The following is a 14,556-nucleotide window of genomic DNA, read 5'->3' as shown; positions in this document are numbered from 1 at the left end:
GTACCCGCACGGCCAGGATGTCGCCGGGCCCGCCGGCGTCCCGCGCAGAAGGACCTCGATGCCCCGGAGCCACCTGAACGCGGTCCTCCGCTCCTGCCTCCAGCCGGCGCACCGCCGGATCGCCGGGCTGCTGCCCCCGACCGCCCGGCGGCGCTACCTGTACCTGGCCGGGCACCGGCAGCTGCCCCGCCTGCGCCACCCGCAGACGTTCTCCGAGAAGGTCAACTGGCGCATCCTGCGCGACCGCCGGCCCGAGCTGGCGTGGACGTGCGACAAGCTGGCGATGAAGGACCACGCCCACCGCCTCCGGGAGGCGGCCGGCGTGGCCGTGCCCGAGACGCTGTGGTCGGGGGCGGACCTGGGTGCGGTGGCCGGCCGTGCCTTCGACCGGGCCTGGGTGCTCAAGCCCAACCACCGCAGCGGTCTGGTGCAGTTCGGGGCGGCCGGGCAGGCGGTCGACGCATCGACGGTCGCGGCGACGCGGGACTGGTTGCGGGACGACCAGGGCGTGCTGCTGGGGGAGTGGGCGTACAGCAGCGCCCGGAAGCTGCTCCTCGTCGAGGAGGCCATCGGCGGGGGCGAGCCCCTGGACGACTACAAGTTCTTCGTCTTCGACGGGAAGGTCGCCGCGGTCCAGGTCGACCGGGGCAGGTCCACGAGCGACCACGTGCGGAACTACTACACCGCCGACTGGGAGCCCCTCCCCGTCCAGAAGACCGTGCCGAGCGGATCCCCGACCGCGGCACCGGCGAACCTTCCCGCGATGCTGCACGCGGCACAGGTGCTCGCCCGGGACGTCGACTTCATGCGGGTCGACCTCTACAGCTCGGGCGGCACGATCTGGTTCGGCGAGCTCACGCCGTACCCGGGCGGAGGCGTCACCCGGTTCGAGCCCGCGGCGTTCGACGCATGGCTCGGATCGCGCTGGTCCCTGCCGACGCTGTCGCGCTGAGCCCCCGCGGCGTCAGCGGCGGCGCAGCAGCGCCAGCGCCGCGGCGGGCTCGCGCAGCCCCTTCCGCGTCTTGCGCGCGAGGTCGCGCGCCGCGACGAGGACGGGGTTGGCGAACCGGACCTCCTCATCGTGCGTCAGCCGACAGGGCCGGCACCGGCCGCAGGGCCGGCCGTCCAGCGGGCGGAAGCAGGACCAGCGCAGCACGAGCAGGTCCAGGAAGCCGTGCGACCGCGCGATCTCCCGCATCTCCTCCTTGGTCAGGTGCATGACGGGGAACGACCAGAACCGGAAGAGCTCGGACTCCGGGGAGCCGTTGAGCCGGCCGGGCTCGTCGAACACCCGGCGCTGCCAGTCGCTGAGGCCGGACTCGTAGCGCTCGATGCAGAGCTCGACACCCGACCAGCCGAGCGCCGCCGCCGGCCCGCTGAGCCACAGGTACTGGGTGCCCATCGAGGTCTCCCGGAGCAGGCGGTCGCCGATCTCGGCGTCCCGCGGCCCGGGCAGGTGGTCGCTGGCCAGCACGAACCGGGTCGGGGCCAGGAGGGCGGGGTCGGGCAGCCGGGCGAGCAGGCCCGCGCGCATGGCCTCCATGGCGCGCAGCTCGAAGAGCGTGCTGGGCCGACCGGTGTCGAGCACGTGGATCGGCTGCACCGCGCGCCCCTCGACGAGCAGCAGCTGCATCAGCCGGAACGACGAGTCCCAGCCGCCCGTCCACAGCAGCTGCACCCGTTCCACGTCACGTCCGGTCATGCGGTCGGATGCTACGCAGGCCGGGGTGGGCCCGCGTGCCGGACGACAGGGCGCGGAGCCGGTCCCGAGGGTCCACGGCTAGAGTCGGCGGACTGACGACGGCCCGCGGGGGTCTCGGAACGGCAGGAGATCCACGATGGTGCTGGTCGGCAACACCCGACGCCTGCTGGTCGCGCTCGGCGCGCTGGCCGTCGTCATCAACCTCGTGAGCCTCGTGCTCCGGCTGATCGCCACCGACCCGGCGATCGCCGCCGAGCTCGAGAGCGGCGCGCGGCAGCCGGTGTTCTTCGGGTTCCAGGGCCTCCTGCGCATCTTCAGCGTCGACGAGGAGGCCAACCTGGCGTCCTGGTTCAACGCGGCGCTGCTGCTGCTCTCCGCCCTGGTGATCTGGGGCATCGCGGTGGGCCGGCGGGCCGCGGGCGACCGGTGGTCGCGGCACTGGGGCCTCCTCGCCCTCGCCTTCGCCTACCTCTCCGCCGACGAGGCGGGCCGGCTGCACGAGTCGGCCGACGCGATCGTCGACTCGCTGATCGAAGCCCGCGGGATCCTCTCGTTCGGCTGGATCCTGCTGGCCGCACCCCTCGTCCTCGCCTTCGCGCTCGCCTACCTCGGCTTCCTCCGGGCGCTGCCGGCCGGCGTCCGGAAGCTCGTCGTGATCGCCGCCGTCCTCTACGTCGGGGGCGCGATCGGCGTGGAGGCTCTCGGTGGTCTGGCGTACGACCTCAACGGCGGCGAGAAGGGCAGCCTGGCGTTCGTCATCGCCTCCTCGATCGAGGAGGCGCTCGAGATGTCCGGCGCGCTCGTCTTCCTGGCGGCGATGCTCGTGGCCTCGCGGCAGCTCGTCCGGCCCGCCGCACGACCGGTCGAGCTCGTCGACCAGCGGCCGGGTGCCTCGCCGTCCTGACCGCCGCCGGCGTGCGGTGCCGGTGGTGCGCCGACCGAGGTCCCGCACCACCGCCGGACTCCTACGCCCGCACGAGGAGCGCCACCGGCAGACGGGTGAGCACCACGTCGGCGGCGACGCCCGCCACGTCGGAGACCACCCGGGCGCCGGTCAGCAGGTCCTCCCAGGCTCCGTTGGGAAGCTGCAGGGCCGTGTCGCCCCAGCCCGTCCGGGCGAGCGCCGCCGGCAGCCGGGTCCCCACGACGACGACGCCGCCGCGGTCGTAGGCGACCAGGTGGTCCGCCGCCGAGCCGGTGACCGTCACCCGCTCGTACCCGGCGAACCACCCGGGATGGTCGCGGCGGGCCCGCAGGGTGCGTGACACGACGAGTAGTTTGGCCGCCCCGCTCTCGTCCACCGCCGGCACATCCCCACCGTCCAGCCGAGCGAGCAGTTGGCGGCGCAGGGCGTAGTCCACGGGACGGCGGTTGTCCGGGTCGACCAGCGAGAGGTCCCACAGCTCGGTGCCCTGGTAGACGTCCGGGACGCCCGGCATGGTCAGCTGCAGCAGCTTCTGGGTGAGCGAGTTCGACCAGCCCAGCGGCGCGATGCGGGTGACGAACGAGTCGATCTCCGAGCGCGTGGTGGGGTCGTCGAACGCCGCGTCGACCAGCGCCTGCAGCTGCGCCTCGAACGCCTCGTCGGGATCGGTCCAGGTGGTGACGGTGCCCGCCTCGCGGGCGGCCTTCTCCGCGTAGGCGTGCGCGCGCTCGCGCGAGAGCGGCCACGCGCCCACCAGGTTCTGCCACACCAGGTGCGCCAGCGAGCGGTCGGCCAGCGGGTGCCGCGCCAGCCAGCCGCGCACCAGCTGCGCCCACTCGTCCGGGATCTCGGCGAGCACGGCCAGCCGGGCCCGCACGTCCTCGCTGCGCTTGGTGTCGTGCGTCGACAGCGTGGTCATCGACAGCGGCCGCACCGCCTGCCGCCGCTGTTGCGCCGCGTGGAACTGCCCGACCGTGCTCCCGAAGACGGCCGGGTCGCCGCCCACCTCGTTGAGCGCCACGAACCGCGCCCACCGGTAGTAGGCGCTGTCCTCGACACCCTTGGCCATCACCGGCCCGCTGGTCTGCTCGAACCGGGTGGCCGCCTCGGTGCCCGCCTGGGACAGCACCGGGTGCAGTGCGTCCAGCGCCGCCACCAGGTCGGGGCGGCGCGCACGCACCGCCGCCACCGTCTCGTCGAGGTGCTCCCGCCCGTCGGGGAGGTAGCTCCGGTACACCGGGAAGGAGGCCAGCAGCTCGGCCAGCGCCTCGGTCTGCTGGGCGCGTTCGATGCCCGGCAGCTCGCCGATGACCCGCACCAGCCGGGCGACCTCCGAGCCGAGCATCCCGTCGGTGACCTCGCGCTTGCAGTCGTGGACCAGCTGCGCGTAGTCCACCGGCACACCGGCCAGCTCGGTGTCCAGCTCGGTGAACGCCGCCTCGCCGGCCGGGTCGACCAGCACCTCGGCGACCTCGGCGAGCGCGTCGTAGCCGGTCGTCCCCGCGGTCGCCCAGGACTCGGGGAGGTCCTCGCCGGGCTCGAGGATCTTCTCCACGACCGTCCAGCGGTGGTCCGACGCCTCGGCCAGTCGGCCGAGGTAGCCCTTCGGGTCGGCCAGCCCGTCGGGGTGGTCGATGCGCAGGCCGTCGACGGCGCCGTCGTGCACGAGCCGGAGCACCAGCTCGTGGGTGGCGTCGAAGATCGCCGGGTCCTCCACCCGCAGCCCCGCGAGGGTGTTGATGGCGAAGAACCGCCGGTAGTTCAGGTCGGAGTCGGCGCGGCGCCAGTCGACCAGCTCGTAGTGCTGGCGGCCGTGCACCTCCTGCGGGGTCCCCTCACCGGTGCCGGGGGCGAGGGGGAAGCGGTTGTCGTAGTACCGCAGCTCCCCGTCCACCACCTCGAGCTTCTCGACGTCGTCGGCCGATCCCAGGACGGGGATGCGCACCTTGCCGCCACCGAAGTCCCAGTCGATGTCGAAGGCGGCGGCGTGGGCACTGCCCTGCCCGTGCTGGAGCACGTCCCACCACCACGGGGCGGCCGCCGGGTCGTCGACGCCCATGTGGTTGGGCACGAGATCGAGCACCAGGCCCAACCCGTGCTCGTGCAGCGCGGCGACGAAGCGGTCGAAGCCGGCCTGCCCGCCCCGGGCCTCGTCGATGTGGGCGTGGTCCAGGGTGTCGTACCCGTGGTTGCTGCCCTCCGCCGAGCGGAGCAGCGGGGAGGAATAGGCGTGGGTGACGCCGAGGTCGGCGAGGTAGCCGGCGACCTCGGCGGCGTCCTGGAGGGGGAAGCCGGCGTGCACCTGCAGCCGGTACGTCGCCGCGGGGGTCCCGCGGCGACGCTCGGCCCCCGGCACCTGGATGGGCTGGCTCACTGGGCGGGCCCCGTCAGGACGACGATCGAGCGGCCCTGCACGGTGACCGTCTCGCCGGGCTTCACGTCGACCGGCTCCACCTCGTGCATCTCGGCGGTGTCGAGCACCGGCGTCCAGCTCCGCGAGTAGTCGGCGCTGGGCAGGGTGAACTCGATCGGCTCGTGCGAGGCGTTGAAGGCCAGGTAGAAGTGGTCGTCGGAGACGTACTCGCCGCGCTCGTCGGTCTCCCGGATCCCGACCCCGTTGAGGTAGACCGCCAGCGACTTGGCGTAGGCGGCGTCCCAGTCCTCGTCGGCCATCTCCTCGCCCGAGGGAGCGAGCCAGGCGATGTCCGGCACCGGGTCGCCCAGCCCGCGGCGCACGGGCCGGCCGTGGAAGAACCGGCGACGGCGGAACGTCGGGTGGTCGCTCCGCAGCCTGGTCACCTTCTTGGTGAACTCGAGCAGCCCCTCGTCCACGTTCTCCCAGTCGATCCAGGTGAGCTCGGAGTCCTGGCAGTAGCCGTTGTTGTTGCCGCCCTGCGAGCGTCCGAGCTCGTCACCGTGCAGCAGCATCGGCACGCCCTGGCTGAGCATGATCGTGGTGATGAAGTTGCGCCGCTGCTTCGCGCGCAGCAGGAGGATCTCCGGGTCGTCGGTCTCGCCCTCCACCCCGCAGTTCCAGCTGCGGTTGTGGCTCTCGCCGTCGTTGTTGCCCTCCCCGTTGGCCTCGTTGTGCTTCTCGTTGTAGGAGACGAGGTCGTTGAGCGTGAAGCCGTCGTGCGCGGTGACGAAGTTGATGCTGGCCATCGGACGCCGGCCCGAGTGCTGGTAGAGGTCCGAGGAGCCGGAGATGCGGTCGGCGAACTCTCCGATGGTCCCGCCCTCACCGCGCCAGAAGTCGCGGACGGTGTCGCGGTACTTGCCGTTCCACTCGGTCCACAGGGCCGGGAAGTTGCCGACCTGGTAGCCGCCCTCGCCGACGTCCCACGGCTCGGCGATCAGCTTCACCTGGCTGACGACCGGGTCCTGGTGGACGAGGTCGAAGAAGGTGGCCAGCCGGTCGACGGCGTGCAGCTCGCGGGCCAGGGCGGAGGCGAGGTCGAAGCGGAACCCGTCGACGTGCATCTCGGTGACCCAGTAGCGCAGCGAGTCCATGATCAGCTGGAGCGACTGCGGCGTCCGGACGTTGAGCGTGTTCCCGGTGCCGGTGTAGTCCATGTAGAACTGCTCGTCGCCCTCGACGAGCTTGTAGTACGCCCGGTTGTCGATGCCCTTGAACGACAGCGTGGGGCCCAGGTGGTTGCCCTCGGCCGTGTGGTTGTAGACCACGTCGAGGATGACCTCGATGCCCGCCTCGTGCAGGGCCCGCACCATGCCCTTGAACTCCTGCACCTGCTGGCCGGCCGTCGTGTCGCTGGCGTACTCGTCGTGCGGCGCGAAGAAGCCGATCGTGTTGTAGCCCCAGTAGTTGCGCAGGCCCTTCTGCTGCAGCGTGTCGTCCTGCACGAACCGGTGCACCGGCAGCAGCTCGAGGGCGGTGATGCCGAGCTCGGTGAGGTGCTCGATCGTCGCGGGGTGGGCGATGCCGGCGTACGTGCCGCGCAGTTCCTCGGGGATCCGTGGGTTGGTCATCGTCAGCCCCTTGACGTGGGCCTCGTAGATGACCGTCTTGTTGTAGGGCGTCTTCGGCGGGCGGTCGACGCCCCAGTCGAAGTACGGGTTGACGACGACGGACTTCGGCATGTGCGGGGCCGAGTCCTCGTCGTTGCGCTCCTTGGTCTCGAAGTCGTAGCCGAACACCGACGGGTCCCAGGCGACCTGGCCGTCGATCGCCTTGGCGTACGGGTCCAGCAGGAGCTTGTTCGGGTTGCAGCGCCACCCCTGCGCGGGATCGTAGGGACCGTGCACGCGGAAGCCGTACTTCTGGCCGGCGTGGATGCCGGGGAGGAAGGCGTGCCAGACGTAGCCGTCCATCTCCGGCAGGCGGATGCGCTCCTCGTTGCCCTCGTCGTCGAAGAGGCACAGCTCGACCTTCTCGGCCACCTCGCTGAAGATCGCGAAGTTGGTCCCGGTGCCGTCGTAGGTGGCGCCGAGGGGGTAGGCACTTCCGGGCCACACCTGGGTCATCTGGGGAATTCCTCCTGCGCAGGGCGCCCCGGGGCTGGGGGCGGGTGACCCGGGTACATGCTCGCGCGCCCGGGTCGGGGACGGACGTCGGGACCCGGTTGCCCGCCCGCGGGACCCGCCACACCTGCGCGGGCAGTGAGACTGGCGACCCGGCGCCGCGGTCGGGGCACGGGTGCGGCCGGCCCGGGGACGACGACGCCCCCCGCGGCGGACCGCAGGGGGCGTCGTGCGCAGGCCCGGCCGGGGGCCGCGTGCCCGCCGGGCCGGGGGCGCCGGGCGCGCCGGGGTCCGACCTCGCCCGGGGGCGTCCCGGGTGGCGCTGGTCCTCGGCGCGGACCGCTCCTGCGACTGGGCACGCTAGGGGTGCGGGCGGGCCGGGACAAGTACCCGCCCTGCCGCTCCCGCCCCGGGCGCCCCAGCCTGCGCGCGGAGCGCTCGCGACGCGTCCTGTCACACCGCCGACGTACCGTCGTCGCGTGCGCACGTCCACCGAGCTCCGGCCCACCCAGGGGCGCTTCCGCGTCGTCAGCGAGTTCCAGCCCGCGGGCGACCAGCCGGCCGCCATCGCGGCGCTCGCCGAGCGTGTGAGGTCCGGCGCCGACGACACGGTTCTGCTCGGTGCCACCGGCACGGGTAAGTCCGCCACGACGGCCTGGCTGATCGAGAAGGTCCAGCGCCCGACGCTGGTCATGGCGCCGAACAAGACCCTCGCCGCGCAGCTGGCCAACGAGTTCAAGGAGCTGCTGCCCGACGCCGCGGTCGAGTACTTCGTCTCCTACTACGACTACTACCAGCCCGAGGCCTACGTCCCGCAGACCGACACCTACATCGAGAAGGACTCCTCGATCAACGAGGAGGTCGAACGGCTGCGGCACTCCGCGACGAACAGCCTGCTCACCCGGCGCGACGTGGTCGTGGTCTCCACCGTCTCCTGCATCTACGGCCTGGGCACGCCGGAGGAGTACGTCGAGCGGGCCCTGAAGATCAAGGTGGGGGAGGAGCGCGATCGCGACGAGCTGCTGCGCACCCTGGTCACCGAGCAGTACACCCGCAACGACCTCTCGTTCACGCGCGGCACCTTCCGGGTGCGCGGCGACACGATCGAGGTCTTCCCGGTATACGAGGAGCTCGCCGTCCGCATCGAGATGTTCGGCGACGAGGTGGAGCGGCTCTACTACCTGCACCCGCTGACCGGTGAGGTCGTCCGCGAGGTCGACGAGCTGTTCGTCTTCCCGGCCACCCACTACGTCGCCGGGCCGGAGCGCATGGAACGCGCCATCGGCAGCATCGAGGCCGAGCTCGAAGGGCGGCTGGCGGAGCTGGAGAAGCAGGGCAAGCTGCTGGAGGCCCAGCGGCTGCGCATGCGCACCACCTACGACATCGAGATGATGCGGCAGGTCGGCTTCTGCTCCGGCATCGAGAACTACTCGCGGCACATCGACGGCCGCGCGCCCGGCAGCGCCGGCGCCTGCCTCATCGACTACTTCCCGGACGACTTCCTCCTCGTCATCGACGAGTCGCACGTGACCGTGCCGCAGATCGGCGGCATGTACGAGGGCGACATGAGCCGCAAGCGCACGCTCGTCGAGCACGGCTTCCGGCTGCCCTCGGCGATGGACAACCGCCCGCTGCGCTGGGAGGAGTTCACCGACCGGATCCACCAGACCGTCTACCTCTCGGCGACGCCGGGCGACTACGAGCTGGGCAAGGTCCAGGGCGACGTCGTCGAGCAGGTCATCCGCCCCACCGGCCTGGTCGACCCCGAGGTCGTGGTGAAGCCGACCAAGGGGCAGATCGACGACCTGGTCCACGAGATCCGGCTGCGCACCGAGAAGGACGAGCGGATCCTCGTCACGACCCTCACCAAGAAGATGGCCGAGGACCTCACCGACTACCTGCTCGAGCTCGGCATCAAGGTGCGGTACCTGCACTCCGAGGTCGACACGCTGCGCCGGGTCGAGCTGCTGCGCGAGCTCCGGCAGGGCGAGTACGACGTGCTGGTCGGCATCAACCTGCTGCGCGAGGGCCTGGACCTGCCCGAGGTCTCCCTGGTCGCCATCCTCGACGCGGACAAGGAGGGATTCCTGCGGTCGGGCAAGTCGCTGATCCAGACGATCGGCCGCGCGGCCCGCAACGTCTCCGGCCAGGTGCACATGTACGGGGACAAGATCACGCCGTCGATGGCGCAGGCGATCGAGGAGACCAACCGGCGGCGCGAGAAGCAGATCGCCTACAACACGGCCAACGGCGTCGACCCGCAGCCGCTGCGCAAGAAGATCGTCGACATCCTCGACGGCATCTACAAGGCCGCCGAGGACACCGAGGCGGCGACCGAGCTGCTGGGTGGGTCCGGTCGGCAGCAGTCCCGCGGCAAGTCGCCGGTTCCCGGTCTGTCGTCGAAGAGCAAGGCCAAGGCCGGCGCGATCGACGTGCAGGGGCTGCCCCGGGCGGAGCTGGCCGACATGATCCAGACGATGAACGAGCAGATGCTCTCCGCGGCGCGGGAGCTGCAGTTCGAGGTGGCCGCCCGCCTGCGCGACGAGCTGAACGAGCTCAAGAAGGAGCTTCGCCAGTTCGACGCCGCGCACGCCTAGCTCCACCCGCTCCACCAGGGCCGCCCGACGGCTCCGCAGAACTTCTCGGGGACGGCGGGAACTGTCCCGGAGGCCAGCGCGTTGCTGACCATGAACCACACGGAACGTGCGGGCGATGACGTCTGCACGGCTCCCGGTTCGTGGAGGGGAGTATCCCGACGCGAACGGGTCGTCACTACGGGATCCCCTGCGGTCCCCGGCCCGTCGGCCGCCCGTCCGGGCGGTGGGAGAGACCTCCGGCTGACTGACAACCGCCAGTTCTCCGGAGGCTCTTCTTGGACGTCCCGTTCTGGGTGTGGGCGATCACGGTCACCGCGATCGTCGCCATGCTCGCTTTCGACTTCTTCGGCCACGTGCGCACGCCGCACGCGCCCACCCTGCGTGAATCGGCGATCTGGTCGGCGGTCTACGTCGCGCTCGCCATCGTCTTCGGGATCCTGATCTGGATCTTCTACGGCGCCACGTTCGGCGGTGAGTACTTCGCCGGCTACATCACCGAGAAGAGCCTCTCGGTCGACAACCTCTTCGTGTTCGTCATCATCATGGCGAGCTTCGGGGTGCCCAGGGAGCTGCAGCAGAAGGTGCTGCTGTTCGGCATTGCCTTCGCGCTGGCGCTGCGCACGGTCTTCATCGCCGTGGGCGCCGCCGCCATTGCCAACTTCAGCTGGGTGTTCTACCTCTTCGGCGCCATCCTCATCTGGACCGCCTGGGCGCAGGCGCGCAGCGGCGGGCACAGCGAGGAGGAAGACTACGAGGAGAACGCCGTCCTCCGGTTCGCGCGCAAGCGGCTGCGCACCACGGAGGAGTACCACTCCGACCGGATGACCGTGAGGCAGCAGGGCAAGCGCTACCTGACGCCGCTCGCGATCGCGCTGATCGCGATCGGCACCGCCGACGTCATCTTCGCCGTCGACTCCATCCCGGCGATCTTCGGCCTCACCCAGGAGACGTTCCTCGTCTTCGCCGCGAACGCCTTCTCGCTGCTGGGTCTGCGCCAGCTGTTCTTCCTCATCGACGGGCTGCTGGACCGGCTGGTGTACCTGGCCTACGGGCTCGCGGTCATCCTCGGCTTCATCGGGATCAAGCTGGTCATCCACGCGCTGCACACCAACGAGCTGCCGTTCCTCAACGGCGGTGAGCACATCACCCTGATCCCCGAGGTGCCCACCTGGCTCTCGCTGACGGTCATCCTCGTCACGCTGGTCGTGACGACCGTGGCCAGTCTGGCCAGGAGCCGCCGGGACCGCGAGGAGCACGCCGCCCTCGCAGCCGAGGCCGCGCTGCGGCAGGCCCCGGCCGGCCTCGCCGCCGAGGAGCGCCCGGCGGGTGCCGACCCCGCGGTCGGGACGGAGCCCGCCACCACCGGCGACGTGCTCGGCCGGGGCGTGGGCGACGACCGGTCCGGGGCCGCCGACACGGACGAGGGGACGGCGCGCCGGGCGGACGGATCGCTCCGGCGGTAGACGGCGGTGCGCCGGGGTACGGTGTGCGCCACGTACCCCGGTGCCGGCAGTCGATGAGGCCTGCGCGGCGACGGGGTCGCACGATGGAGGGGAGTATCCCCCCGCGGCAGCGTCGTCATCACGAGATCCCACGGTCTCCGGTGCTGCCGGTCGTCGGCCCCGGGCCGGCGGTGGGAGAGACCTCCGGTGCCGACACACGTCCCCGGAGGACCTCACCCGCATGGAACTTCCCGCCTGGTTCGAGATCGCGACGTTCGTGGGGCTCACGACCCTGCTGCTCGCCGATCTGGCCATCGTCGCCCGCCGCCCGCACGAGCCCTCCCTCAAGGAGGCCGGCCTCTGGGTGAGCTTCTACGTCAGCCTGGCGCTGATCTTCGGCCTGCTCATGCTGGCGTTCACCGACGGCGTCTACGCCACGGAGTTCTACGCCGGTTGGCTGACCGAGTACTCCCTCTCGGTCGACAACCTCTTCGTCTTCGTGATCATCATGGCCCGCTTCCAGGTGCCCCGGAAGTACCAGCAGGAAGCGCTGATGATCGGCATCATCATCGCGCTCGTCCTGCGCGGGATCTTCATCCTGCTCGGTGCGGTGGTCATCGAGCGCTTCGTGTGGGTCTTCTACATCTTCGGCGTCTTCCTGATCTACACGGCGATCAACCTCGTGCGGCACCGCGACGACGACGAGGAGTACGAGGAGAACGCCTTCATCCGGCGGATGCGCAAGGTCCTGCCGATCACGAAGGACTACCACGGCGCCAAGATCCGGGTGACGGAGAACGGCAAGAAGATGTGGACGCCGATGATCGTGGTCATCCTGGCGCTCGGCACCACGGACCTGATCTTCGCGCTCGACAGCATCCCGGCGATCTTCGGGCTCACCCGCGAGCCGTTCATCGTCTTCACGGCGAACGTCTTCGCGCTCATGGGCCTGCGGCAGCTGTACTTCCTGCTCGGCGGGCTGCTCAAGCGGCTCGTGTACCTCTCCCTCGGGCTCGCCGTCATCCTGGCCTTCATCGGCGTCAAGCTGATCCTCGAGGCGGTGCACGAGAACCAGCTGCCCTTCGCCGGCGAGCGCGAGCCCATCGAGGCGGTGCCGCACATCCCGATCTGGCTCTCGCTGAGCATCATCCTGGGCGTGCTGATCGTCGCCACGGTGGCCAGCCTCCTGAAGACCCGCGGCCAGGAGATCACCGTCGACGAGCCGGTCCTCGAGCCGGAGGAGGCCGAGAAGATCGCCACCGGCGGCCCGGAGGCCGCCGCGGCGGCCGAGTCGCGCCTCGCCGACCGCGCCGACCGCGGCGACGGCAGCGACGGCGGCGCCCGGCGCTGACGTCCCCGCCCCGGCCGCCCAGCGGCCGGGGCGGGCAGCTCGGCTAGCGTCGCCGGCATGCGCCCGTCGGACCTCGCCCTCCTGCGGACGCCGGGGGCGCCGACGGTCTCGCCCGACGGGCGGATCGCGGTCGTCGCTGTGCGCTGGCCGGATCCGGGGGCCGACGGCTACCGCAGCCAGCTCTGGGCGGTGCCCACCGACGGCTCCGCACCGGCGCGCCCGCTCACGACCGGCCGGCACGACACCGATCCGTGCTTCTCCCCGGACGGGCGGTGGCTGGCCTACCTCGGCACGGAGCCCGGCGGCTGCGCCCAGCTCCGGGTGCTGCCGGCGGCCGGCGGAGCGCCGCGCCGGCTGACCGACCACCCGCTGGGAGCGGGGCCGCCGGTGTGGGCGCCCGATTCGCGCCGGCTGGCCTACGTCGCACGGGTGCCCGAGCACGGCCGGTACGGCACGGTGCCCGGGGTCGGGCCGGCCGCGGAGCCACCCCGGCTGATCACCTCCCTGGCGTACCGGCGGGACGGGATCGGTTACCTCCGCGACCAGCCGGCGCAGGTCTTCGTGATCGCCCTGCCGGCCGACTTCGCCGACGACGCCGCGCCCCCGCCGGTGCCCGTGCAGGTGACCACCGGGGAGGCCGACTGCGCCGACGTGACCTGGAGCCCGGACGGCGAGGAGCTGGCGTTCGTGTCGGCGCGCCACGACCGCGCCGGCCGGGATCTGGTCCGCGACGTGCACGCCGCCCGCCCCGACGGCACCGGGCTGCGGCGGGTCACCGACGCCCGCGCGGACTGCTCGCTCCCGGTGTACACCCCGGACGGCGGCTCGATCGTGCTCACCGCGGTCCCCGACCTGGGGCCGGACAGGGTGGACGTGGTGGCCCGGGCATCGGTGCCCTGCCGGGTCCCCGCCCAGGGCGGCCCGCTGACCGCGCTCCTCGACCCCGGGCAGCACGCCCGGGGCGACGCCACCTCGGCGACCGTGCTGGCCGACGGGGCGGTGCTGGTCGGCGACCAGCGGCGGGGCTCGGTGGAGCTCCTGCGGGTGCCTCTCGACGGCGGACCGCCCGAGACGCTGGTCGGCGGCTCGTTCACCGTCCGGGGCATCGGCGCCGCCGGCGGGGTCGTCGTCGCCACCGTCGCCCACGACCGCTCCGCCGGGGAGCTGCTCGCCCTGCGCGACGGGAGCCGCCGGCTGCTCACCGCCTTCGGTCGCGAGCTGGGGGCGACCGGGCGGCTGCACCGGATGCACGAGCGCGGCGCCGAGGCGCCCGACGGGTACCCGGTGCACGGCTGGGTGACCCCGCCCCCGGGGGAGGGGCCCCACCCGGTGCTGCTCGTGCTCCACGGCGGGCCCTTCCGCCAGCACGGCTGGGAGCTGGACGCCGACACGCAGGTGCTGGTCTCGGCCGGCTACGCCGTCGTGCGCTGCAACCCGCGCGGGTCCTCCGGCTACGGCGCGGCGCACGGACGGGCGATCCGCGGCGCGTGGGGCGGCCGGGACGCCGACGACGTCCTGGCGTTCCTCGACGCGGTGCTCGCCGACCCCGCGCTGGACGCCGGTCGGGTGGGCATCATGGGCGGTGGTTACGGCGGCTCGCTCGCCGCGCTCCTCGTCGGCCGCACGGACCGCTTCGCGGCGGCCGTCGTGGAGCGGGCGCTGATCGATCCGCAGAGCTTCGCCGGCACCTCCGACGTCGGCTGGCACGTCGTCGACTCGCACCTCGGGACCGATCCCGAGCGGCTGCGGGCGCAGAGCCCGCTGGCGCAGGCCGCCGGCACCCGCACCCCGACACTGGTCGTCTCTGCCGAGGAGGACCGGCGCACGCCGCCGGAGCAGGGCGAGCGCCTGTTCGCCGAGCTGGTGCGGCGCGGGGTCCCGGCGGAGCTGCTCCTCTTCCCCGGCGAGGGGCACGACCTGCCACGGAACGGGCGGCCACGGCATCGCGTGGCGCGCCTGGAGCACCTGCTCCGCTGGTGGGGGCGGTGGCTGCCGGCCGGCGGGACGGCCGCAGCCGGGGGCTGAGGAACCGACACGCCGTCACGTCCGGTGACTGTGCG

The 14,556-nt window shown here is 72.2% G+C and carries 9 protein-coding genes; 6 read left to right on the top strand and 3 right to left on the bottom strand.

Annotated elements, in window-relative coordinates; all coding sequences use genetic code 11:
* Positions 1-58: 58 nt before the first annotated feature.
* Complete coding sequence (locus QOZ88_RS07505) at positions 59-952, top strand: ATP-grasp fold amidoligase family protein (protein ID WP_305999170.1); 894 nt, start codon at positions 59-61, stop codon at positions 950-952.
* A gap of 12 nt (positions 953-964) precedes the next feature.
* Here QOZ88_RS07505 and QOZ88_RS07500 read toward each other — a convergent pair whose 3' ends face one another.
* A complete protein-coding gene (locus tag QOZ88_RS07500; RefSeq protein ID WP_305999169.1) occupies positions 965-1,702 on the bottom strand; it encodes a hypothetical protein in 738 nt (245 codons plus the stop codon).
* 136 nt (positions 1,703-1,838) lie between these two features.
* Here QOZ88_RS07500 and QOZ88_RS07495 point away from each other — a divergent pair, with 136 nt between their 5' ends.
* On the top strand, positions 1,839-2,606 hold the full coding sequence (locus QOZ88_RS07495; RefSeq protein ID WP_305999168.1) for a hypothetical protein: 768 nt from the start codon (positions 1,839-1,841) through the stop codon (positions 2,604-2,606).
* Between the two features lie 61 nt (positions 2,607-2,667).
* Here the strand turns inward: QOZ88_RS07495 and treY are convergent, their stop codons facing one another.
* Both treY and glgX read right to left on the bottom strand, forming a co-directional pair.
* Positions 2,668-5,001: a malto-oligosyltrehalose synthase gene (treY, locus tag QOZ88_RS07490; RefSeq protein WP_305999167.1), complete on the bottom strand. Its 2,334-nt coding sequence runs from the start codon at positions 4,999-5,001 to the stop codon at positions 2,668-2,670.
* Complete coding sequence (gene glgX / locus QOZ88_RS07485; protein WP_305999166.1) at positions 4,998-7,109, bottom strand: glycogen debranching protein GlgX; 2,112 nt, start codon at positions 7,107-7,109, stop codon at positions 4,998-5,000. The genes treY and glgX overlap by 4 nt, the downstream gene beginning before the upstream one ends.
* A 476-nt stretch (positions 7,110-7,585) precedes the next feature.
* On the opposite strand from glgX, the gene uvrB reads away from it, so the two are divergent.
* The 4 genes from uvrB (at position 7,586) to QOZ88_RS07465 (ending at position 14,521) form a co-directional block, all read left to right on the top strand.
* Positions 7,586-9,703, top strand: coding sequence for an excinuclease ABC subunit UvrB (uvrB, locus tag QOZ88_RS07480; protein WP_305999165.1), 2,118 nt, complete (start codon positions 7,586-7,588; stop codon positions 9,701-9,703).
* Positions 9,704-9,978: 275 nt separating this feature from the next.
* On the top strand, positions 9,979-11,166 hold the full coding sequence (locus QOZ88_RS07475; RefSeq protein ID WP_305999164.1) for a TerC family protein: 1,188 nt from the start codon (positions 9,979-9,981) through the stop codon (positions 11,164-11,166).
* Positions 11,167-11,386: 220 nt separating this feature from the next.
* Positions 11,387-12,496: a TerC family protein gene (locus tag QOZ88_RS07470; RefSeq protein WP_305999163.1), complete on the top strand. Its 1,110-nt coding sequence runs from the start codon at positions 11,387-11,389 to the stop codon at positions 12,494-12,496.
* A 57-nt stretch (positions 12,497-12,553) separates the two neighbouring features.
* The gene (locus QOZ88_RS07465) at positions 12,554-14,521 is read left to right on the top strand and encodes a S9 family peptidase (protein ID WP_305999162.1); all 1,968 of its coding nucleotides are present in this window, start codon (positions 12,554-12,556) and stop codon (positions 14,519-14,521) included.
* Positions 14,522-14,556 lie beyond the last annotated feature (35 nt).

Source organism: Blastococcus carthaginiensis, assembly GCF_030731085.1.
In the GTDB taxonomy this organism is placed as follows: domain Bacteria; phylum Actinomycetota; class Actinomycetes; order Mycobacteriales; family Geodermatophilaceae; genus Blastococcus; species Blastococcus carthaginiensis.
Note: the sequence above shows the minus strand (reverse complement) of the source record. Positions and strands in the feature narration are given on the sequence as shown.

Bases quoted from the DNA above. Each gene is read 5' to 3' on its own strand.
- QOZ88_RS07505 (WP_305999170.1), top strand. From the start codon at position 59: ATGCCCCGGAGCCACCTGAACGCGGTCCTCCGCTCCTGCCTCCAGCCG.
- QOZ88_RS07500 (WP_305999169.1), bottom strand. From the start codon at position 1,702: ATGACCGGACGTGACGTGGAACGGGTGCAGCTGCTGTGGACGGGCGGC.
- QOZ88_RS07495 (WP_305999168.1), top strand. From the start codon at position 1,839: ATGGTGCTGGTCGGCAACACCCGACGCCTGCTGGTCGCGCTCGGCGCG.
- glgX (WP_305999166.1), bottom strand. From the start codon at position 7,109: ATGACCCAGGTGTGGCCCGGAAGTGCCTACCCCCTCGGCGCCACCTAC.
- QOZ88_RS07470 (WP_305999163.1), top strand. From the start codon at position 11,387: ATGGAACTTCCCGCCTGGTTCGAGATCGCGACGTTCGTGGGGCTCACG.
- QOZ88_RS07465 (WP_305999162.1), top strand. From the start codon at position 12,554: ATGCGCCCGTCGGACCTCGCCCTCCTGCGGACGCCGGGGGCGCCGACG.